Origin of the sequence: Actinophytocola gossypii, from assembly GCF_025165815.1 — a bacterium.
Lineage (GTDB): Bacteria > Actinomycetota > Actinomycetes > Mycobacteriales > Pseudonocardiaceae > Actinophytocola > Actinophytocola gossypii.
On the sequence record NZ_JAFFZE010000004.1, the window covers coordinates 598,314 to 620,573 of the forward strand.

18 protein-coding genes and 1 pseudogene are annotated in these 22,260 nt (G+C 70.1%); 5 read left to right on the top strand and 14 right to left on the bottom strand.

All coding sequences use genetic code 11. The features are described from left to right. Nucleotides 1-148: 148 nt before the first annotated feature. Both JT362_RS04045 and JT362_RS04050 read left to right on the top strand, forming a co-directional pair. Nucleotides 149-567, top strand: a pseudogene (locus JT362_RS04045) (helix-turn-helix domain-containing protein); the annotation flags it as partial. 232 nt (nucleotides 568-799) lie between these two features. After that, nucleotides 800-2,299, top strand: coding sequence for an alkaline phosphatase family protein (locus JT362_RS04050; RefSeq protein ID WP_260189637.1), 1,500 nt, complete (start codon nucleotides 800-802; stop codon nucleotides 2,297-2,299). Nucleotides 2,300-2,695: 396 nt separating this feature from the next. Here the strand turns inward: JT362_RS04050 and JT362_RS04055 are convergent, their stop codons facing one another. The 12 genes from JT362_RS04055 to JT362_RS04110 form a co-directional block, all read right to left on the bottom strand. Beyond that, nucleotides 2,696-3,643, bottom strand: a complete 948-nt coding sequence (locus tag JT362_RS04055; protein ID WP_260189638.1) for a phosphotriesterase family protein — start codon at nucleotides 3,641-3,643, stop codon at nucleotides 2,696-2,698. Then, nucleotides 3,621-5,093 carry a xylulokinase gene (locus JT362_RS04060; protein WP_260189639.1) on the bottom strand — a complete coding sequence of 491 codons (1,473 nt, stop codon included), beginning with the start codon at nucleotides 5,091-5,093 and terminating at the stop codon, nucleotides 3,621-3,623. The genes JT362_RS04055 and JT362_RS04060 overlap by 23 nt, the downstream gene beginning before the upstream one ends. After that, a complete protein-coding gene (locus JT362_RS04065) occupies nucleotides 5,090-5,896 on the bottom strand; it encodes a GntR family transcriptional regulator (protein WP_260189640.1) in 807 nt (268 codons plus the stop codon). Before JT362_RS04065 ends, JT362_RS04060 begins: the two co-directional genes overlap by 4 nt. Next, nucleotides 5,893-6,621: a creatininase family protein gene (locus JT362_RS04070; protein ID WP_260189641.1), complete on the bottom strand. Its 729-nt coding sequence runs from the start codon at nucleotides 6,619-6,621 to the stop codon at nucleotides 5,893-5,895. Before JT362_RS04070 ends, JT362_RS04065 begins: the two co-directional genes overlap by 4 nt. Then, nucleotides 6,618-7,604 (bottom strand): ABC transporter permease, encoded by a 987-nt coding sequence (locus tag JT362_RS04075; RefSeq protein WP_260189642.1) that lies wholly within the window; start codon nucleotides 7,602-7,604, stop codon nucleotides 6,618-6,620. Before JT362_RS04075 ends, JT362_RS04070 begins: the two co-directional genes overlap by 4 nt. Before the next feature lie 2 nt (nucleotides 7,605-7,606). Then, nucleotides 7,607-8,557 (bottom strand): ABC transporter permease, encoded by a 951-nt coding sequence (locus JT362_RS04080; RefSeq protein ID WP_260189643.1) that lies wholly within the window; start codon nucleotides 8,555-8,557, stop codon nucleotides 7,607-7,609. Further along, nucleotides 8,554-10,074 carry a sugar ABC transporter ATP-binding protein gene (locus tag JT362_RS04085; RefSeq protein WP_260189644.1) on the bottom strand — a complete coding sequence of 507 codons (1,521 nt, stop codon included), beginning with the start codon at nucleotides 10,072-10,074 and terminating at the stop codon, nucleotides 8,554-8,556. Before JT362_RS04085 ends, JT362_RS04080 begins: the two co-directional genes overlap by 4 nt. Beyond that, nucleotides 10,067-11,128, bottom strand: coding sequence for an ABC transporter substrate-binding protein (locus tag JT362_RS04090; protein ID WP_260189645.1), 1,062 nt, complete (start codon nucleotides 11,126-11,128; stop codon nucleotides 10,067-10,069). Before JT362_RS04090 ends, JT362_RS04085 begins: the two co-directional genes overlap by 8 nt. A gap of 570 nt (nucleotides 11,129-11,698) precedes the next feature. After that, nucleotides 11,699-13,183 carry an arabinosylfuranosidase ArfA gene (arfA, locus tag JT362_RS04095; protein ID WP_260189646.1) on the bottom strand — a complete coding sequence of 495 codons (1,485 nt, stop codon included), beginning with the start codon at nucleotides 13,181-13,183 and terminating at the stop codon, nucleotides 11,699-11,701. A gap of 7 nt (nucleotides 13,184-13,190) precedes the next feature. Continuing rightward, nucleotides 13,191-14,045, bottom strand: a complete 855-nt coding sequence (locus tag JT362_RS04100) for a carbohydrate ABC transporter permease (protein ID WP_260189647.1) — start codon at nucleotides 14,043-14,045, stop codon at nucleotides 13,191-13,193. Further along, complete coding sequence (locus JT362_RS04105) at nucleotides 14,042-14,908, bottom strand: carbohydrate ABC transporter permease (RefSeq protein WP_260189648.1); 867 nt, start codon at nucleotides 14,906-14,908, stop codon at nucleotides 14,042-14,044. The genes JT362_RS04100 and JT362_RS04105 overlap by 4 nt, the downstream gene beginning before the upstream one ends. 24 nt (nucleotides 14,909-14,932) lie before the next feature. After that, nucleotides 14,933-16,210: an ABC transporter substrate-binding protein gene (locus tag JT362_RS04110; RefSeq protein ID WP_260189649.1), complete on the bottom strand. Its 1,278-nt coding sequence runs from the start codon at nucleotides 16,208-16,210 to the stop codon at nucleotides 14,933-14,935. Nucleotides 16,211-16,541: 331 nt separating this feature from the next. Between JT362_RS04110 and JT362_RS04115 the strand changes: the two genes are divergently transcribed. The 3 genes from JT362_RS04115 (at nucleotide 16,542) to JT362_RS04125 (ending at nucleotide 20,432) form a co-directional block, all read left to right on the top strand. Further along, entirely contained in the window at nucleotides 16,542-17,573 is a 1,032-nt protein-coding gene (locus JT362_RS04115) for a LacI family DNA-binding transcriptional regulator (protein ID WP_260189650.1), read from the top strand. A 394-nt stretch (nucleotides 17,574-17,967) separates the two neighbouring features. Continuing rightward, on the top strand, nucleotides 17,968-18,915 hold the full coding sequence (locus JT362_RS04120; RefSeq protein ID WP_260189651.1) for an arabinan endo-1,5-alpha-L-arabinosidase: 948 nt from the start codon (nucleotides 17,968-17,970) through the stop codon (nucleotides 18,913-18,915). Between the two features lie 20 nt (nucleotides 18,916-18,935). Continuing rightward, complete coding sequence (locus tag JT362_RS04125; RefSeq protein ID WP_260189652.1) at nucleotides 18,936-20,432, top strand: family 43 glycosylhydrolase; 1,497 nt, start codon at nucleotides 18,936-18,938, stop codon at nucleotides 20,430-20,432. 202 nt (nucleotides 20,433-20,634) lie between these two features. Here the strand turns inward: JT362_RS04125 and JT362_RS04130 are convergent, their stop codons facing one another. Together JT362_RS04130 and JT362_RS04135 are read right to left on the bottom strand one after the other, a co-directional pair. Further along, complete coding sequence (locus tag JT362_RS04130; RefSeq protein WP_260189653.1) at nucleotides 20,635-21,075, bottom strand: DUF6653 family protein; 441 nt, start codon at nucleotides 21,073-21,075, stop codon at nucleotides 20,635-20,637. A gap of 133 nt (nucleotides 21,076-21,208) precedes the next feature. Beyond that, nucleotides 21,209-22,195, bottom strand: a complete 987-nt coding sequence (locus JT362_RS04135) for a LacI family DNA-binding transcriptional regulator (protein WP_375546439.1) — start codon at nucleotides 22,193-22,195, stop codon at nucleotides 21,209-21,211. Nucleotides 22,196-22,260: the final 65 nt, after the last annotated feature.

The window sequence follows — 22,260 nt, forward strand, 5'->3', positions numbered from 1 at the left end:
GTGGTTTGGTCTCTGGCGAGGCGGAGTTGCGCGTAGGCGGCGAGGACGAGCCAGGTCCAGCGGTCGCCCTGTTCGGGTGTGCGCAGCTTCGGGCATGTCCAGCCCAACGTCTGAGTATCGATCTCGACCCCCCGATGGTCGACCTGCTCTGGCGGCCCAGCGGGGTGGCGAGGAGATCGCGGACGGGCGTGCGGGTCGGCAGTGGGCGTTGCCGCTGGCTGATCGGTACTGCTGGTCGCGGTGTACTGGCGGACGAACCTGACGATGCGCCAGATCGGGCCGCTGTTCGGGGTGTCCCACTCCGCAGCGCGCCGGGTGATCGACAAGGTCGGCCCCTGTTGGCGCTGGCGCCAGTGCGCAAACGGCGGATCGACTCGGTCGCGATCGTGGACGGCACACTAGCGCCGAGCCGCGACCACCGGCTCGCGGCGCCGTCAAAGAACTACCGCTACTCCACGAACGTGCAGATCGCGATCGACGCCGATACTCGCTTGGTGATCGCCACCGGCGACCCCGCAACCAGGTGACCGCAACGACACCACCGTCTACCGCGACTCCGCGTTACGCCACCTCCGACGGCCGTCGGCTCGGAGCCGGTGACTCCGGGTCCCCGCTGGTGGCCTCCGACGACGAGACCGTGGTCGGGGTGCCGCCCGGCACACCGAAGGGGGCCGGCGCCCCGAACGTTGTGTCCCATGAGGTCGTCGCGTAACGCCGTGTTCAGAAGTGCGGCATACGCTGCTCGCCGAGAGATCGCTGACAGCCGCGTTCTCGGAACGGGCAGGGAGAACCGATACCGATGACGGATGATTCGCAGCAGGACTCGACGTTCACTCGGCGCCGGCTCCTTGGTACCGCGACCGCGGGAGGCGCCGCGGCGGCGGCCTCGTTGTTGCCATCCAGTGTCCAGAAGGCACTGGCCACTCCATCGACGAGCAAGCGACCGTCCCTACGCGACGTCGAGCACGTCGTGCTCCTGATGCAGGAGAACCGGAGCTTCGACCATTACTTCGGCACGATGTCGGGTGTCGCCGGATTCTCCGACCCGGACGCGATCCGGCTCCCGACCGGCCGCAACGTCTTCTACCAGCCAACGGACCAGAATGCCGACGGCTACGTGCTTCCGTTCCACCTGGACAGTCGGACCACGTCGGCGCAGGGGATGCCGACGGCGGGCGACTACGCCTGGGACCCCGCGCACATGGCGTGGAACGAGGGCAAGATGGACATGTGGCTGCCGGCCAGCTACCGGTACTTCCAGGGGAACAAGGAGCACATCCCGCGGCTCATGGGGTACTTCGAGGAACAGGACATCCCGTTCCACCGCGCCCTCGCTGACGCGTTCACGATCTGCGACCACTACCACTGCTCGATCCTCGGCTCCACCACACCGAACCGAGTCATGTGGGAGACCGGCGGGGTGGACCCCGACGGCAAGGCCGGCGGTCCCATTCTCATCAACGCGATGAACGAGAACCGCTGGCGGACGTACGCGGAGAACCTCACCGACGCCGGGGTGAGCTGGCGCTTCTACCAGGAAGAAGGGGGCATGCGGAGCCAGACGGGCTGGTTCAAGGCCTTCCGGGAGGCGCCCAGCACGTCCCCGCTGTACACGAACAGCCGAACCGTCTCCACCGGCCAGTTCGAGTACGACGCGATCAACGACCGGTTGCCGTCGGTGAGCTGGCTGTTCCCGCCCACCGACCAGAACGAGCACCCCAACCAGTCCATGCCGGCGGCCGGTGCGCAGTACATCGCGTCGAAGATCGACGCGATCGCGGCCAACCCCGACGTGTGGGCCAAGACCGTGCTGATCCTGGTCTGGGACGAAAACGGCGGCATGTTCGACCACGTCCCGCCGCCCACGCCGCCGCCGGGCACGCCCGAGGAGTTCGTGACACTGACCTCCCCAGGTGGCGTCAACGGCGGCGGACGTCCCCTCGGCGCCGGGTTCCGCGTTCCCTGCATCATCATCTCCCCGTGGACGGCCGGCGGCTGGGTGTGCAGTGAGCCGTTCGACCACACCTCCAACCTGCGGTTCCTGGAGAGGGTGACCGGGGTGGCGGCCTCGAACATCAGTGGCTGGCGGCGGGACACGTTCGGCGATCTCACCTCGGCGTTCCGCTTCCGGGGCAGGGCGGCCGAGCCGCCCACCGTGCCGAGCACGTCGGGGCACCTGGCGCTGGCCAAGTACGAGGTGGCGAACCTGCCGGAGCCCGCCTTCCCCGAGGATCACCAGACTCCCCCGGTCCAGGAGCGCGGCCGTCGCCCCAGCACTCGGCCTCCCGGCCCACGCTGACCCGAGTGCACGAGCGACAGGTCGGGGCCGTTCGCTGGGTGACGAACGGCCCTGCCTCCGGTCGGTCAGGCGGCCTGGGCAGCGCGGGTTTGTGCTCACCGGAGCCCGGAATGCAGGAACGCGTCGGTGCTCCGGCGCGCGGCAACCAGGTACACGGCCACGACGGGCAGCGTCGCGACCTACCGCCCTGCCGTCCATCGGCGAGCCGATGCGTGTTCTGGGCCGCCCGGCCCGCCGAGGGACACGGGATGCCGTCGTCGAGGTCAGCCGTGGCGACGCGGCCCCATGACCTCGCGGACCGCCACCGGACCATCCCACCGACCATCGCCGACAGCGATTCCAGCCCTGCGCTGATCGGTTCCTCCTCGGCCGCCCTCGGAGACCGGATGGGCTCGGTCAGTACGGCTCGACCATGTCGAAGTAGGCAGCCGGGTTGGTCACGAACAACTGCCGTACCAACTCCTCGATCCGGTCGCCGGAATAGCCGCGGTCTGCCAGGTCCTCCCGCAGTCGCGGTAGCCATCTGCCCGCGATGTAGCGCAGCCCAGGACCTCCCGTATAGGACTCCAGGTCGGTGCGCCGGGCCAGGTCGCCGCCGATCAGCAGGCGGTCGGCGTGCCCTGCCTCCACCACCGCGAGCAGGCAGTCGATCCGGGTGCTCTCCGGGAGGTACTTGATTTTCGAGAACCCGTCGTAGCACAGGTACGCGCCCTGGGCGGCGATCTGGCGGTGCAGGAACGGATCGGGGTTGCGGGTCAGGTGCACGAACCCGACGCGACGCAGGTCGACGCCTTCCTCGCGGAGGATGTCGATCTGCTCGAGGGCCATCGTGCCGGTCTCGGTGTGGCCGTGCAGGGTTGCGCCGGTCGAGCGGTGCGCCCGTGCCGCCGCCCGGATGACCCGTTCCTCGACCGGCGAGATGTGGTTGTAGCCGGTGCCGAACTTGATCACGCCGCCGCGTACGTCGGTGCCGTTCATTCCCTCGGTGACGTCGGCGACGATCTGCTCGGTCAGCCGCTCGACCGGCCAGTCGGCGATCAGATCGTCGAACCACTCGCCCTTGTTGAACCCGGCGCAGGCGATGATCCGCACCCCGGTCCGCTCACTGATCCGGCGCAACGCCGCCGGATCGCGTCCGTAGTCCCAGGCGGACGCCTCGTACATCGACCGGACGCCCACTTCACGCGCGATCAGTGTCTCGGCGAGTGCCTTGTCCTCGTCCAGGATCTCCAGGTCCGGATCCTGCTCGACCTTCCACCGCGGTGGGGAGCCGATGAGATGCTCGTGCGAGTAGGTGAAACCGAGCTCCCCTGCCGAGATGTCACCGGTGACCGTGCGAATCAAGTGACCCTTCCTTCTGCTCGTCGGCCGATTCCTTCAGATAGTGGGCGAAGGCGGCCTCGCGCGCCCGCGCGTACCTCGCACTCCTGGCCCGCCACGCGGCGCGGAACTCCGGCCGCGGCCGCAGCTCGCGGTATCCGGTGGGCGCCGGGCACCGCACCCCGAGGGCCCGCCAGGCCAGCCGGGCCGCCCCGGTGGCCGAGACCTCGGGCTCGTCGACCACCCGGGCGGGCAGGTCGAGCACGTCGGTGATCACCCGAACCCAGACCGGCAGGTGCGTGCCCCCGCCGCTGAGCAGGACGCGCCGCCCACCGGCCAGCCGGACGGCCATCGCCAGTTCGAAGGCGGTGCCCTCGAACAGCGCCCGGGCAAGCTCGGGCCCACTGGTGCCCGGTTCGATCCCGAACACACTGCCGCGAGCCGCCGGCAGGAACTCGGGGGTGCCCGCACCGGCCAGGTGCGGCAGGAAGACCAGGGGGCTGTCCGGGTCTGGCTCGTCCGGCGCCTCGCGCAGCACCTGCTCCCCCGCGAGCGAGCGCAGCCAGTTGATCGCCAGTCCGCCGGTGATCAGCGAAGCCAGGGCGAACGCGCCGCCGGGCAGGGGGTGGTAGGTGAGCCGGCCGCGCCAGGCCGGGTCGAACTCCTGGTCGGGCAGGCGCACCAGGGCCGTGATCGACGTACCGAGTGAGACCAGGACACTGCCGTCCTGCTCGGTGTCCCCGGCACCGAGCATGGCGGCGGCCATGTCCCCTAGCCCGGCCTGCACCGGGACGCCCTCGGGCAGCCCCGTGTCGGCGGCCGCGCTCACCGACACGCCGCCGACCAGGGCGTCCGACTCGGACAATGCCGGGAACGGCGCCGAATCGAGCCCGCATTCCCGGATCAGCTCGGTGTGCCAGGTCATCCCGCCGCGGTCCAGCAACAGCGTGTTGTACGCATCGGTCGGCTCGCTGCCGAGCACGCCGGTCAGCCTCGCCCGGACGAAGTCCTTCGCCGCGCCGAATGTCGCGGCCGCCGTCAGCGTCGCCGGTTCGTTGCGCGCCAGCCACAGCAGCTTGGCCAGCGTGAACACGGTGCCCGGCACGTTGTGGCCGCTGTCCTCGATGCGCGCGCGTACCGCCGGGGGCAGCGCCGCGATCTCAGCCTCGCCCCTCGTGTCGGCCAGCAGGATCGCGGGCCGCACCGCACGGCCGTCCTCGTCCATGACCACCAGCGAGCTCATGTTGCCGGACACGCCCACCACGGCCGTCCGTGACCGCTGATCGGGATCCAGTTTCCCGATCGCCGTTCTGGTGGACCGCCACCACTGCTCGGGATCGGCCTCGACCACGCCCGGCCCCTTCCGCAGGCCGTGGCGGGCGGACGCGGACGCGACGACCACGCCGTCGCGATCCACCAGGACCGCCTTGGTACTGGTGGTGCCGACGTCGACACCGAGCGCGAGCTCGCTCACGCCGACCCCACCTGCAGCACCGGCGCCACCCCGTCCACCCACGACGAGGGTGAGATCCGCACCGCGATGGCAAAGCGCCCGCCGGCCAGCGCCGAGACCGAGTGCTCGGCCGGCCGCCCGTCGGCGAGCACCGCCGTGCGGCGGCAGGACATGACGGGTGCCGGCACCGGCAACCCGAGCAACCGCGCGACGTGCTCGTCCGCGGCGACCGCGGTCCACTCCTCCTCCGCGCTGTGCGGGCGTCCCGCGCCCGGTCCGCTCTCCAGGTGCTCGTACAGGGAGCTCTTGCTGATGGCGACCGGATCGAGCGAGGGGTACAGCTCTACCGGCAACCAGGACAGCACGTGCACGACCGGAGCGTCGTCGCAGCGGATCACCCGCTCCACCCGCCACGCGATCGTGTCCAGGTCCACCCCCAGTCGCGCGGCGGGCTCGGCGGGCAGCGGAGCCCGCTCGAACCCCACCATCTCCTCGGCGGTGGTGTGGCCGCCCCGGCGCAGGTCCTCGCTGAACGACGGCAGGCGGCCGGGGGCCAGCGACCGCACGGCGCGATGCCGCTCCGCGGTGAACGTACCGCGGCCCTGGCGCCGCACCGCCAGGCCCCGGCGCTGCAACTCGTGCAGGGCCTGGATCGCGGTGTTGCGGCTGACCCCCAGGTGCCGGCTGATCGCCGGCTCGGACGGCAACCGGACGCCGGGGGGCAGATCCTCGATCAGCCGGGTCAGCTGGTCGGCGATCTGGCGGTACTTGGGAACTCCGGAGCCTTCGTCCACTCCGGACAGCATCGTCACCGGAAGGGTCATGCCAACCGCCCCCGCCACGCTTCGATGACCCGGGTGGCCTCGCCCACCACGTGCTCGAGGACGGCTTCACCCGTCTCGGCGGACGCACGGGTGGGGTCGCCGAACACTCCGGTCGTGCTTACCTCATCCCACCGGACCGGGGCCGCATCGAAATCCGCTGGATAGTACGGGTATTCCGGCCTCGCCCGGTCCAGGTGCACCCGCTCCGGCCGCAACGCCAGCAGGATCGAGGTCTCGATCTCGTCCGCGTGCATGATGCCGGGCCGTGACTCCGGGGTGGTACGCACCCGTGCGGAGATCTCGGCCAGCCCGGGATAGGTCAGGTGCAGCGCGGGCAGGCCGGCCTTCTCGGCAAGCACCCTGGTCGCCCTGCGCAGAGCGGCGGCGTTACCCAGGTGCGCCGACATCAGCACCAGGCCCCGCACCCCGTTGCGGGCCAGCCCGTCCGCGAGATCGGTGACCAGGTTGACCAGGGTCTCGTCGCGCACCGAGAGGCTGCCGGGAAACCGCTCCAGGGACCACACCTGGCCGTAGGGCACCGTCGGCAGCAGCAACAGGTTCGCGGCTTCGGCCAGCCGCTCGGCGATCCCGTCCGCCGCGTCGTTGTCCGCGCCCAGGGTGAGATGCGGCCCGTGCTCCTCGACCGCACCGAACGGCAGCAACGCCACCGGCCGTGCCGCCACCGCGTCCCCGATCTCCTCCCAGGTCAGCTCGGCCCACTTCATCGATCGCTCCGTCCCCTGCGCACGAACCTGAGGGTCACCAGCATCATCACGATCAGCACCGCTCCCTGCGTCGCCTGTTGCACCGGGGCGGGCACGTCCCAGGTGGTCAGGATGGTCTGCAGGAACACCAGTACCAGCACCCCGGCGAACGTGCCGGTCGGGCTGCCGATCCCGCCGGTGAGCGCGACCCCGCCGATCACCGCGGCGGCGACCGAAGCCAGCGTATAGCTCGCGCCCGCGGTCAGCGACGCCGAGCCGGCGAACGCGGTCAGGTAGACCCCGCCGATCGCGGCGGTCAGCCCGGAGGCCACATAGGCCGCGACGGTGTGCCGGCGCACCCCGACCCCGGCCAGGAAGGCCAGCCGCGGATTGGCCCCGACCACTATGAACCGGCGGCCCGGAACGGTCCGGTAGAGCAGCACCGCGGCGAGCAGCCAGACCGCCAGCCACACCAGGAACCCCCACCGCAGCGTGCCACCGAACGCTCCCCCGTCGGCGAATTCGCGGAACCCCGGTGCGATCGCGCCCTTCGGCTGGCCCTTGGTCAGCACGTAGTACCCGCCCTGCACCGCCGTGCCCACGGCCAACGTGGCCAGCAGGGGCGGCAGGCGCAGCCACACCACGATCAATCCGTTGACCAGGCCGACCAGCGCACCCGCGGCGAGGGCGAGGCCCAGCGCGGCCGGCGTGTTCGCGTCCTGCCCGGCCATCGTCGCCGAGAGCACCACGGCGGCCAGGTTCATGGTGAAGCCGACCGACATGTCCAGTCCTCGGCACAGCAGTACCAGCGTCTGTCCTATCGCGACGATGCCGAGCGCCGCGTTCGAACCGAGGATGCCGAGCAGCCGGTCGGGGGCGAAGCCATCCGGTGTGCTCACCCCCAACACGAGGAAACAGACCACGGCTAGCGCGTAACCGAACAGCAGGCTCCTGTCCAGCTTCGGTCGCGCCAACGGCGGGCCCACGGTGGAGAGCTCGGTCATCCTCATCCTCCCCTGGCCAGGAAAGCCGGCCGCTTCCCGCTCGCCTCGTAGAGGGCCACCGCGATGACCAGCACGACGGCCTCCACGATGTACTGGTAGTAACTGTCCAGACCGGACAGAACGATGAGGTTCTGCAACAGTCCGAGCACGGCCGCCGCGGGCAGCACGGTGAGCACCGAGCCCTGCCCTCCGGTCAGCGCGATCCCGGCGATGAGCACCACCGTGATCGAGTCCAGGATCAACGAGCCGCCGGACAGCGAGTCGCCGGAGTAGGTGCGAGCTACCACCGCGAGCCCGGCCATCCCGGAGAACAGCCCGGACAGCGCGTAGGCACGCAGTGTCGCCGACCGCCACGGCAGCCCGGTGCGCCGGGCGGCCACCGGGTCGTGGCCGGTGGCCAGCACCACGCGTCCCCAGCGGGTCCACGACACCGCCGTCCAGGCCACCGCCAGCGCGGCCACCGCGACGACGAAGGCCAGCGGCACCGGATACGCCTGCAAGGTCAGCACCGCCAACAGCCCGCGGCTCACCTGGCCGCCCGGCTCGGCGAGCACGAGAAGCCCGATCCCACCGAGCACCCCGGACATGCCCAGCGTCATCACCAGCGCGGGTACACCTGCGAGCACGCCGAGGCCGTTGACCAGTCCCGCCGCGACGCCCACCGCCAGCGCCAGCACCGCCGCGACCCAGCCGGGCACCGCGGGCGTCGCGACGAGCACGGTGCCCAGCCCGACGATTCCGCCCACGGACAGGTCGATGCCGCCGAGCAGCACCACCACCGCCTGCCCCGCGGACACCAGCAGCAACGGCGCCAGCGACGCCATCAGGGAGTTCGCGTTGTTGGCGGACCGGAACGGCTCGGAGAGGACAGGCAACACGATCAGCGCGATGAACACGAGCAGCCACAACGGAATGCCGGCGCGCAGGGCGGTGCGGGTGGTCGTGCCGATCACGCGGGGACCTCCTGTCCCATCGCCAGGGCCAGGACCCGCTCCTCCGTGGCGTCGCCCCCGGGTACCGTGCCGGTGATCCGCCCCTCGTAGATCACCACGATGTCGTCGGCCATCCCGAGCAACTCCTGGATGTCGGTTGACACCAGCACGACGGCGACGCCACGCGCGGTGAGCTCGCGCAGCAGTCCGAAGATCTCCTCACGGGCGCCGACGTCCACGCCCCTCGTCGGGTCGTCGAGTACCAGCACCCGCAGGTCGGCACGCAACAACCACCGACCGAAGAGGACCTTCTGCTGGTTGCCGCCGGACAGTTCGCCCACCGCCTGGCCTGTGGACGAGCTACGCAACGCCAGCCGGGCCGCGACCTCGCGGACCGCTGCGGCCTGCCGCCGCGGGCGGAACCAGAACCGGCCGCGTATCCCGGCGCCGCCGACCAGCGCCATGTTCTCCGCCACCGACAGCGCCAGGGCCAGGCCCGCCGTGCGCCGGTCCGACGGCACGTATCCCACCCCGGCCGCGATGGCCTTGGCAGGGCTGTTCAACCGGGTCGGCGCGCCGGCCACGAGGACCTGACCCGACGTCGGTGCCCGCACACCGGCCAGTACCTCGGCGATGGCGGACTGGCCGTGTCCCTCCAGCCCGGCGATCCCGGTGACCCGCCCCGGAACCACGTCGAGGGTGATGTCGTGCAGCCCGTGCCCGCTGACCTCGCGCAGGGCGAGCACCGGATCGGTCCGGCCGGCCGCGTCCGTCCGTGCCGGGTACAGGTCGGAGACATCACGGCCGACCATCGCCGAGATCAACCGGTCGTGGGAGTAGTCCGCCAGGTCCCCTTCCTCGGCCAGTTCGCCGCCGCGCAGCACCGCAACCTTGGTGCAGAAGCGGAACAGCTCGTTCATCCGGTGTGACACGAAGACGATGCCGGTGCCGCGCCGGGCCAGCCGGACGACCAGCGCGTGCAGCACGTCGACCTGAGTGCTCTCCAGTGAGGAGGTGGGCTCGTCCAGGATCAGCACCTTCGGCTGCGTGGCGACCGCCTTGGCGATCTCCACCAGCTGGCGCTGCCCCGGCGAGAGCCGGGCGACGCCGGCGTCGGGGTCGAGATGGATGCCGAGGTCGTCCAGGATCTTCGCGGCCGTCTCGCGCAGCGCCCGCTCTCCGATCAGTGGTCCGGTCACCGGCTCCGCCCCCAGCAGGACGTTCTCGGCCACGGTGAGGTTGCCGAACAGGCTCAGCTCCTGGTGCACCATGGCGATACCGGCGCCGCGGGCGGCCTGCGGTCCGTGTGACAGGCGCGTGCCGTCGACCAGGACCTGCCCGGAGTCCGGGCGCACCGCGCCGGCGATGACGTTCATCAGGGTGGACTTGCCTGCCCCGTTCTCCCCGACCAGCGCGAGGACCTCGCCCGCGGCCAGCGACAGCGACACGTCCCGCACCGCGACCGTGCCGCCGAACGTCTTGCTGATCGATTCGCAGACCAACCGGCACGGTCCGGGCACCGCAGTGCGATCAGCCATTGAACATGCTCCTGATCTGCGCGGGGTCGAGCCGGGTGTCCACCCAGAAGTCGTCCGGAAGGTCGGGCTGGACCAGGGACGGCAGGTTGTCCGCGGTGACGGCCGGCGGCTCCTTGCGGTCGTTCTTCTGGTATGGCTGACCGGTCAGCACGCGCAGCGTCACCTTCAGGGCATCGTCGGCCAGCCACGTCGGCTTGGACACGCCGATGGCGTCGAACCCGCTCTCCGGACCAAGCTGCTGCCACACCTTGAGCAACCCGTTGTTGCCCTCGCCGGTCATGGGTACCAGCGGATGGCCATCGGCCCGGAACGCTTCGATCGCACCGAGCGTCATGGCCCCGCCCTGGGACCACACGCCATCGACCTGCGGGTGGGCGGCGAGCATGCTCGTCACCGCGCGCTTGGCCTCGGCCTGGTCCCAGTTCGCGGCGGCGGAGGCGACGACCCGGATCCCGGGGTAGCGGGCGAACACCTCCCGCGCCCCGGCCCGGCGCTGCTCGTTCACCGGGTTGCCGGCGACCCCGTCCAGCACGTAGATGCGGCCCTTGCCACCGAGCCGGTCGACCAGCCACTGTGCGCCGACCCGGCCGATGGCGGTGTCGTCCACTGTGACCAGTGAGGTGTAGGTGTCGGTGTTGGCGTCGGCCCCCAGCAGGATCACCGGGATGCGCGCCGCGTTGGCCTTCTTGATGATGGGCACCGCGGCCTGCGGGGAGACCGGGGTCATGATGATCGCGTCGACCTTGCGGGAGATCATCGAGTCGACGTTGGAGATCTGCTTCTGCGCATCGTTGTCGGACTGGGTGTAGACGACCCGTTCGATCTGTGCCCCGTGTCGGCTGACCGAGGCGCGGAACTCGGCCGCGAGCTGGACCGACCAGCTGTTGCCCAGCCAGTAGGTGTCGTAACCGATGACGAAGGTGCTCTTGGTTTCGCCCGCCGGTGGTCCGGCCACACCCGTTTCTTCGGACTGACTCGTGCACGCCGCCAGCAGCAACACCGCGGCGAGTGCCAGCAGTTCGAGCACGAGCCTGCGCCGCCTGCCACCGACCATGACCGCTGACCCTCCACCGTTGGACCGTCCGTCGAGGCAAGGATGGTCTTGATGGGTCAACCTGTCAACCCGTCGTCCTGCCCCCGATTGTCCGTCATCCGAACAGATGCCCAAGGGCCAGCCAGCGCGTCGCCGCGAAACACCTCGGTACGACGAGCTGAACACGCCCGGACCCCGCGCACGAGCCGAGGCCGGTCTCGACGCGGTCACCACAAGCTCATCCAGATGTGGAAGCTTCGCGTGTACGCCCGACAGGGGGCGCTCCCGTGAGCGCGCGAGCGACCCATCACAGGACGGTCCGGCACAGGTCTGCTCGGCGCGGATCAGGTTCTGGCGGCCGGTGAAAGGGAAGTCGGCGCACCACGCCCAGGTTGCCCACCATGGTGTCCGCAGAGGGGGCGGCGAGCCCACGTACAGGCCGGTCGCGTCACCGACGCGCGCCTTGTCGAGCGCTCGGCGAACGCCGCCCAGCGAGATCCGCGGAGGACCTGCGGACCGGGCGGCCGGGGGACGATCCCGTCGTGGGTGACCACGTGCCCCCGGCTGGGGCGGCTGTTGCGGGAGCCCTGGTCAGCCGAGCCGGATCGCGGTCCACGACACCGGTGCCAGAACGGTGCGGAGGGTGTCGTCGGACAACTCGGCGGACTGGTGACGCGGCACGACGCGGTCGGGGTTCGCGCGGGTGTTGGTCGCCGACGTGTCGGGGTCGTGCACTGTCCAGGCCTCGCTGACCGATGTGGCGCCGGGCACGGTGGCGCGGAGTTCCACCGGCTCGATCCGGTGCCGGTTCACGGCGAACACGACCACCTCGCCGGTCGCCGGTTCGTGGGTGGCGACCGCGTCGACCACCGGGACGTTGCCGTAGCGTGCCGTCGGATACACCGGGGACGTGACCTCTGTGCGCAGCACCTGTCCACGCGCGAGCCGGGACGTCAGCGCGAAGGGGTGGAACGTCGTCTGCCGCCACGCCGGGCCACCAGGCTCAGTACGGATGGGCGCGATCACGTTGACCAGCTGCGCCTGGCACGCGGCCGCCACCCGGTCGCTGTGCCGCAGCAGCGAGATCAGCAGGTTCCCGACGACGACGGCGTCCAGGACGTCGTAGACGTCCTCGATCAGCCGCGGCGCGGTACGCCATTCGGTGGGCGGATCGGCCTGGAACCTGCTCTGATACCAGACGTTCCACTCGTCGAATGACAGGCCGATCCGCTTGTCGCTGCGCAGCCGGGCACCGACGGCGTCGGCCGTGGCGACGACGCTGTCGATGAAGTGGTCCATGTCGACCGCCGAGGCGAGGAAACTGTCCACATCGCCGTCGAGCGGCTCGTAGTAGGCGTGGCAGGAGATGTGGTCCACCAGGTCGTAGGTCAGCTCGAGGACCGTTGCCTCCCACGCGCCGAACGTCGGCATGCCCGAGTGCGAGCTGCCACACGCGACCAGTTCGAGCCCCGGCTCCGCCTGCCGCAGCGCCCTGGCCGTCTCGGCGGCCAGCCTGCCGTACTCGTGCGCGGTCTTGTGCCCGGTCTGCCACGGGCCGTCCAGCTCGTTGCCGAGGCACCACAGCCGGACGCCGTGGGGGTCGGCTGTCCCGTTCGCCCGCCGCAGGTCCGACAGCAGGGTACCGCCGGGGTGGTTCATGTACTCGTGCACGTCGAGTGCCTCGGCGACGCCGCGGGTGCCGAGGTTCACCGCGTACATCACCTCCGCGTCTGCCTTGCGGGCCCAGCGGGCGAACTCGTCGATGCCGACCGCGTTGGTCTCGATGCCGCGCCACGCGAGGTCGCGCCGCACCGGGCGGTCCGGTCCGACGCCGTCCTCCCATCGGTAGCCGGACACGAAGTTGCCGCCCGGGTAACGGACCAGCGAGACGCCGAGCTCGCGGGTCAGCGCGAGCACGTCACCGCGGAAGCCGTCCTCGTCGGCGGTCGGGTGCCCGGGCTCGTGGATGCCGGAGTACACACACCGACCCATGTGTTCGACGAACGAACCGAAGAGCCTGCGCCGCACCGGTGCGACGACGAAGTCCGGGCTGAGGACGATGTCGGCCTTGAGCACAGGTCTCCTATCGCAGTGCGCCGGCGGCGGCGCCACTGCGCCAGAACCGTTGCAGGAGGACGAAAGCGATGACGAGCGGGACGATCGCCAGCAGTGCGCCGGTGACGACCAGGTCGAACAGCACCCGCGTGCCGGCCTCCTGCTGGGCGGTGTTGAACCACGTGGTCAACCCCACGGTCAGCGGGAACAGGTCGGCGTCGCTCAGCATCACCAGCGGCAGGAAGTAGTTGTTCCACGTCGCCACGAGCGTGAACAGGAACACCGTGACGAACACGGGCCGGATGTTCGGCACCACTACCTGCCAGAAGATCCGCAGCTCGCTCGCCTGGTCGAGACGGGCGGCGTCGAGCAGTTCCACCGGGATGCTCTCGGCCACGTACACCCGGACGAGGTAGGTGCCGAACGGGCTGAGCAGCGACGGCAGGATCACCGCCCACATCGTGTTGACGATGCCGACGTTGGACAGGATCAGGTAGGTCGGCAGCACCAGCGCGGTCGCGGGCACCATGATCATGCCGAGCAGCGCGGTCTCGAAGAACCGCTTGCCCCAGAAGGAGAAGCGCGCGAGACCGTACCCCGCGAGCGAGGCGAGCACCGTCGCTCCGACCGCGCTGCCCCCCGAGTACACGGCGGTGTTGAGCAGCCAGTCGCCGTACACGCCGCCGTCCTCGCGGAACAGCCGCACCAGGTTGTCGAACAGGCTGAACTCGTCGCCGAACCACATCGCGGGGCTGGACAACAGGTCGGCCTGGTTCTTGGTGGCCGCGATGACGATCCACAGCAGTGGGACGAGGAAGTACAGCATGCCCGCCGCCATGAGCAGGTGCGGCACCCGCGTCCGCACCGTCGCGGGCCGGGTCATGACGACCTCCGCTTCCTGGTCGACAACACGAACGCGTACGCGGCGACGAAGACCACGAACCCGAGCGCGAAGGAGATCGCCGCGGAGTAGTGGAAGTCCGAGTAGGCGAACGCCTGGTTGTACGCGTAGAGGTTCGGGGTGTACCCGGCGGAGATCTGGGGTGCGAACCGGGACATGACGTAGGGCTCGACGAAGAACTGCATCGTCCCGATGACGGAGAAGATCGCGGCGAGCGCGATCGCCTGCCGGATCGCGGGCACCTTGACCCGTACCGCGATCTGCACCTGCGACGCGCCGTCGATCAGCGCCGCCTCGTACATCTCCCTCGGCACCCCCTGCAGCGCCGAGTACAGCACGATCATGTTGTAGCCGGTCCACGCCCACGTCACGATGTTGCCCAGCGACACGAGCAGCAGGTCGGCGCTGAAGAAGTCGGCCGGCGCGCCGCCGAATGCCGTCGGCAGGTCGGCGAACGGGCCGAACGTCCTGCTGTACAGGAAACCCCACATGAGCGCGCCGAGGACGGCCGGGACGGCGTAGGGCATGAACGCGATGAGCCGGAACGCGATCGCGAACCTCGTCGTGACCGCGTCGAGCGTGAGCGCGCCGACGAGCGCGATCCCCAGCATGAGCGGGACCTGCACCGCGCCGAACACGAGCACGCGCAGGAAACCGTCCAGCAGCACGGGATCGGTGAACGCCCGCGTGTAGTTGCCGAACCCGGTGAACTGTTCGCCCAGCGCGAGGCTCTTGCTGGACAGGCTGAGCCAGAACGCGTACCCGAGCGGCACGACGAGGAACGCCACGACCACGAGGAAGAACGGAAGTACGAACAACGCTCCGGCGACCGGGTGATCGGTCATGCGTCTGCGCCGCAACGGGATCTCCTATTCCACCGTGAAGCCCTGTTTCCTCGCGTAGTCCACGACGTTCTTCTGCGTCGCGTCGAGCACCGTGTCCCATTCCCGCTGCCCGGAGGTGGCTTCCGCGCACCGGTCGAGCAGGTCGCCGAACACGAAGTCCTGGAACGGGGTGTAGTCGAAGTCGCCCAGCTTCTCCGACACCGGCACGAAGATCTCGTTCACCTTCTGGCCGTTGAAGAACTCGTACGCCTTGCCGGTGAACGCCGGGTCGGCCGCGACGTCCTTGACGAGCGGGTACAGGAACGCCTTGTTCAGGCCGATGTCCCAGGCCTCCTCGGATTTCCCGAACAGCTCGCGGGCCACCACGGTGGCCGCCTCCGGGTTGTCGGCCTGCTTGGTGACGGTGAACGTCGAGCCACCCCAGTCGCCGTGCTCGTCGGCGCCCTTCTCCCACTGCGGCATCGGAGCGACGGCCCACTTGCCCGCGGTGTTCTTCAGGGAACCCGCGACGTATCCGGGTGTCCAGCCCGCCGCGGCCCACGTCCAGTACTTGCCGGAGTCCAGCGCGGCGGCGGCGTCGGCGGTGAAGAACGGGTCGGTGGCCATGAGGTCCCGTTCGACGAGGTCACCGTAGAACTCGATGACCTTCTCGCAGTCCGGGTGGGTCAGGTCGATCTTCACCTTGTCCCTGGCCTCGGTGATCGAGTAGCCGTACGGCCGGCAGCCCGCCTGCCACATCAGGCCGTTGAGCCAGCCGCCGTCGCTGCCGAAGCTCGCGATGTAGGCGTCCGGGTCGACCGCCTTCATCTTCTCCGCGGCGGTCGCGTACTCGTCCCAGGTCGTCGGCACCGGGATCCGGTGCTGGTCGAAGAGGTCCTTGCGGTACATCAGTGCCATCGGACCGCCGTCGACGGGGATGGCGAAGACCTTGTCGCCGTCGGTGGCCTGCTGCCAGGCCCATTCCGCGTACAGGTCCTCGTCCGCGCCGGCGCCGTACTGTCCCATGTCCACGAGCGCGTCGAGGATGAGGAACGTGGGGATCTGCTGGAACTCCACCATCGCGACGTCCGGGGCCCCGGTGCCCGCGGTGAACGCGGTCTTCAGCTTGGCGTACTGGTCCGGGCCGGTGCCGACGTTGGTCCAGTCGACCTGGATGTCGTCGTGGGAGGCGTTGAACGCATCCACCACGCCCTTGAACTCGGGATACCACGCCCACACGGACACGCGGACGGGGCCGCCGTCCGAGCCGCCACTGTCGCCGCCGCACGCGGTGGCGGCCAGGAGCCCTGCCACGGTGAGCACGGAGACGAGTGTTCGCGACCGGTTGATGCCGAGCATGAGACAGCGCCTTTCCGCGGGCGGCGACCACCGGCGGGGAACGGGCACATCCGGGGGCACGCCGAGCAGGAGCGAGGGCAGGGACCGGGGGGTGCTGCGCGCCACGACCGGACAGGTCCGCAGGGCCTGACCATGGCTATCGCCGTGACACCTGGTTTTGCTGCGCTGCAAAACAGTATGAACGCCGGTTTGCCGCGCTGCAAGCCTTTGTTTTCGCGGCGGCATCGGGTTGTCGTGGTAGGAGAGGCCATGCACACTTCTCCCAGCGGCCCTGCCTGCACCGAAGGAGAACGTCATGCGCGATGCCACCTTGCGTGACGTCGCACAGCTGGCCGGGGTGTCCGCCCGGACGGTGTCCAACGTCGTGAACGGCTACGCGCCGGTCACCGCACGCACGCGTGAGAAGGTCGAGCGGGCGCTGCGCGAGCTCAACTACCGGCCGAACGTGCTGGCCCGCAACCTCGCACGCGGCCGGTCCGGACAGATCGCGGTCGTCGTGCCCTACCTCGACACGCCCTACTTCGCCGAGCTGCTGCAGGCGATCATCCCGCGGGCGCGGGAACACGGGTACAACGTCCTGATCGACCAGACCGACGGCGACGCGGCACACGAACGGGAGCTGATCAGCCGCGGCGCCCGCGCGTTCCTCTTCGACGGGATGATCTTCAGCCCGCTCGGGCTGGCCCAGGAGGACCTCGTCGAGATCGACCCGGACCTGCCGCTGGTCGTCCTCGGTGAACGCGTGTCCAACGGCGTTTTCGACCACGTCGGCATCGACGACGTGGCAGCCGCACGGGCCGCCACCGCCCACCTGATCGGCCTCGGCAGGCGGCGCATCGCGGCGATCGGCGACCAGCCCTACCCCACGGGTGAGGCCGCACAGCTGCGCACCCGCGGCTACCGCCAGGCACACGAGGACGCCGGCCTGCCCGTCGACGAGTCCCTCGTCATCCCGACGCCGCGGTTCAACCGCGCCGACGGTTCCGGCGCGATGCGTGCGCTGCTGGCGCGCGACGACCCCCCGGACGCCGTCTTCTGCTACAGCGACCTCGTCGCGCTCGGCGCGCTGCACACCGCGCTGGAACTGGGCTGCCGCGTGCCGGAGGACATCGCGCTGATCGGCTACGACGACATCGAGGAAGGCCGCTACTCGAACCCGGCCATCAGCACGATCTCTCCGGACAAGGCCGCCATCGCCGCGACCGCGGTCGAACGGCTGCTCATGCGCATCGGCAGCACGGGGCCGGTGCCCGGCATCGAAGTACGTGCCGGGCACCGGCTCATCGCCCGGGAAAGCACGATGGGGAAACGCCACCGAGACCCGTGAGTTCGTCGACGTGGCGGCGACGTTTCGCGAGACGACCTCCACTCCGGTGCGAGAGCGACCGTCCCCGGAGCGCGGGACACAACTCTTGTGAGCGTTAACATTTTTGCCTTGCTCCGTCGTGGCCGCAAACGGATTTGATCTCCGAACCGGGAGTTCAGACGGTTTTGGTCCGGTAATGCTGGCGTCGGCACTCCTGCACATTGGCTGTTAGCGATAACAGGAATGTGTTGTCGGCACTGTCCGGTGCCGTTATCGTGCTGTGTGTGCTCCCGTCGCGCTGACCCGGTGCACGCCGGTGGCAGGTGGTGTCCTGCTCACGAGGAGGCGGTGGCCGGGCGCGGTGGCACGTCCCCTGCTGTCATTCGTTGGAATCGAGGACATCGTGGTCTCGTCGATGAAACGCATCCTGATATTGGCGGCGGCCCTGACCGTCACCGTGGTGGCGGCACCGGAAGCGGCTGCCTACCCGGCACCGGGCCGGGTGACCGGTGACATCGGCGTGCACGACCCGAGCGTGGTCAAACGCCCTGACGGCAGCTACCTGGTCGCGCACACCGGCAACGACATCGCGCTGAAGACGTCCACCGATCGCACCGCGTTCCGCAACGCGGGTGCGGTGTTCCCCGGCGGTGCGCCGTGGACGAGCACCTACACCGGCGGCAGCCGGAACCTGTGGGCACCGGACATCTCCTACCACAACGGCCAGTACTGGCTGTACTACTCGGCTTCCACGTTCGGGTCGAACCGGTCGGCGATCTTCCTGGCGACGAGCACCAGCGGCAATTCGGGCACGTGGACCAACCGCGGCCTGGTGATCGAGTCGCGCACGTCGGACAACTTCAACGCCATCGACCCCGATCTGGTGGTGGACGACCAGGGCCGCTGGTGGCTGTCCTTCGGCTCGTTCTGGTCCGGCATCAAGATGATCGCGCTCAACCCGTCCACCGGCCTGCGATCGGACAGCACGATCCGCTCGATCGCCGGGCGGGGCGGCGGCGCGATCGAGGCGCCGAACATCGTCAAGCGCGGAAGCCATTACTACCTGTTCGTCTCGTTCGACCGGTGCTGCCAGGGTGCGTCGAGCACCTATCGGGTGATGGTGGGCCGCTCCACCAGCGTCACCGGCCCGTACGTCGACCGCAACGGTGTCGCGATGACCTCCGGCGGCGGCACCGAGATCCTCGCCGGGCATGGCGACGTTCACGGCCCCGGGCACCAGGACGTCCTGGCCGACAGCGACGGCGACGTCCTGATCTACCACTACTACGCGAACAACGGCGCGTCGCTGCTGGGCATCAACCTGCTCACCCGCGACTCGGCGGGCTGGCCCTACGTCTACTGACCTCACCCAGGGAGAAGACCGTGACAACGACCACTTGCGGTCCGCGGCGACGACGGTGGACCACCCTTGTCCTGGCGGTCACGACCGCCGTGCTCGGTGGGCTCACCACCGCCCTGCCACCGGCCGCGGCCGCGGCCGTGGTGGACACCAATGCCTCCTACGTCCTGGTCAACCGCAACAGCGGCAAGGCGCTCGACGTGTACGACCTCGCCACCGAGGACGGTGCCCGGATCGCCCAGTACACCCGTAACGACGGGGCCTGGCAGCAGTGGCAGTTCGTCGACTCCGGCGGCGGCTACTACCGGCTCAAGTCACGCCACAGCGGCAAGGTGCTCCAGATCTCCGGTGGCTCCACCGCCGACGCCGCCGACGTGGTGCAGTGGGCCGACAGCAACGCAACGAGCCAGCAGTTCCGGCTCGTGGACTCCGCGGACGGGTACGTGCGACTGCTCAACCGCAACAGCGGCAAGGCCGTGGAGGTCTACGAGTGGTCCACAGAGGACGGTGCGCGCGTCGTGCAGTGGCCGGACCTGGACGGGGCGAACCAGCAGTGGCAGCTGGTGCGGCTGGGGTCGGGCGCGGGTACCTTCACCAACCCGATCAAGCGCAACGGCCCCGACCCGTGGCTGCAGTACCACAACGGTTACTACCACCTGGCCACGACGACGTGGAATTCCACGATCACCACGCGCCGGTCCCGGACCCTGGCAGGGCTGTCGACCGCACCTGACCAGGTGATCTTCAACCTCGCGGGACGCCCCAACGGCTGCTGCAACATGTGGGCACCGGAGTTCCACCTGCTCAACGGGCGTTGGTACCTCTACTACGTCGCAGGGCAGAACGTGCAGGACTACAACCCAACGCAACGCCTCCACGTACTGGAGTCATCCGGCACCGACCCCATGGGCCCCTACACGTTCAAGGCGGACCTGGGCGACACCTGGGAACTCGACGCCAGCATCCTCCAGCACGGCGGCAGGTTGTACATGCTGGGCAGCGCCATGGACGGCACACAGAGCCTCACCATCACACCCATGAGCAACCCCTACACGCTCTCCGGTGCGCGCCGCACCATCTCGCAGCCCACGTTGGCCTGGGAACGCCAGACCGCGCCGGTCAACGAGGGTGCGGAACCGTTGTACCGCAACGGCCGCGTCATGATCGTCTACTCGGCCAGCGCGTGCTGGAGCCCGGACTACAAGCTCGGTCTGCTCACGCTGACCGGTAGTGATCCGCTCAACCGGGCGCACTGGACGAAGTCGCCCAACCCGGTGTTCCAGCGCAGCGACTCCAACGGCGTCTACGCCCCGGGCCACAACGGCTTCTTCAAGTCCCCGGACGGCACGGAGGACTGGATCGTCTACCACGCCAACGACAGTGCATCCGGCGGTTGCGACATGAACCGCTCGACCCGAGCGCAGAAGTTCACCTGGAACTCGGACGGCACGCCGAACTTCGGCATCCCTGTCCGGCTCGGCGTCCAACTCGCCGCACCCTCCGGCGAACCGGCGTCCTGACCCGACACCGTGGTGGGGGGGGGGCGGGCCGCCCCCCCCCCCCCCCCCCCCCCCGCCCCCCCCCCCCCCCGGCCCGGCGCCCCCCCCCCCCCCCGGGGGGGCCGGCGGCCGACCCGCCGCCCACCACCCAACCGCCCGAACCAAGGAGAAACCGGTGCGCGACGCGCCATGCCTGCACCTGGCCGCGTACCCAAGGTCATGATCACCGCGCACCCCGACCGGCGCCGTTGCCATGGCGGGTGTCGTGGTAGCGGGCCATCAGTTCCCAGTACGCCAGCAAGAGTCCCATCTGTGCCGCGGCGGCGACCGCGGCCGGGACGGCGCGACGTCGGCGGGCCGCGACCATCGCCCCGACCCCGGCCACGGTCGCGGCGGCGTTGACGGCCATCGCGGCGTCCATCGGTCGCTCCTCGATCCACCGTTCCTCGCCGAGCATCGCGCGGGTCGACCAGGCCCGCTCGTGCGCGGGTTTGCCGAACACCACCGGGTTGACCGCCATCCACGCACCGACGAACGCGGCGTCGCGCCAGCTGCGCCGCCAGACGGGGACCAGCATCAGTGGGATGCTGGCCCACCGGGTCCAGGCACTCCACGGGTTGCAGTGCCGCGCGAACACCGCACGTTTGACCTGCCGCCAGTTCACCTTTCCCGCTCCGTTCTGCTCTGCCGCGACCCTTCGCGACCGTCGGGCTGACAGGATTCGAACCCGCGACCCCTTGACGCACTCCACTCGGTCGCCTCGGGCGGAAGCCGCTCCTTCCCGACCGGCACGTCTGTCAGGCCCGCGGCGGGGCCACACTGTCCCGCTGGATCAGGCTCGGGGGGACCGTGCGCTTCGGCTCCTCGACCTCGTCCGCCGAGACCTGTGCCAGCAGCAGGCCAAGCGTCTCCCGCGCCACGGCGTCGAAGTCGGGACGGATGGTCGTCAGCGGGGGGATGAAGTACGCCGCCTCCGGGACGTCGTCGAAGCCCACCACGCTCACCTCCCTCGGCACGGACCTGCCCCGTTCGCTCATGGCTCGGAGCAGGCCGAGCGCCAGGTGGTCGTTCGCGGCGAAGACGGCCGTGACCTCGGGCATCCTCGCCAGCATCTGTCCGGCACGGTAACCGGCGGCCGCGCTCCAGTCCGCCGCCACCAGCGGCGGGACCTCGGCCCCGGCGGCCTCCAGCGCGTCCTGCCACCCGCGCACCCTGCCCATCGCGTCGAACCAGTCCGGGGGCCCGGACACGTGCCACACCGTCCGGTGGCCGGCCGCCAGCAGGTGCTTCGTCGCGTCGTAGGCACCGGCGTACTGGTCCACGGTCACCACGGGCATCGCCCGCTCGGGATCACCGTCCACTGTTACCACCGGGACGCCCGCTGGCACGTCGGCGAGCGCCTCGTTGGCCGACGCCGTCGGGGCGATCGCCACGATGCCGGCAACCCGCTGGTCGCGGTGGTGCTCCACGGCCTCGGCGATCGACGTGCGGTCGAGCACCTGCACGCGCTTGAGGCTCACCGCGAAACCCGCCTCGCCCGCCGCCAGCTCGAAGGCCGCCAGCAGCGACGCCGGACCGTACAGCGTCGAGTTCGCCGCCACCACGCCGATGAGCTGGGTACGCCCCGTGACCAGGGCCCGCGCCGCCTTGTTCGGTCGGTACCCCAACTCGGCGATGGCCGCGCGCACCCTGAGCCTCGTCTGCTCGCGCACGTTCGGGTGCCCGTTCAGCACCCTCGACACGGTCTGGTGGGACACTCCGGCCAACCGCGCGACATCGGTCATCGCCGGGTCGCGCGCGACCTTGCTCCCCACCACCGCGTCGTCCACCGCCGAACCTCGCTCCGGGT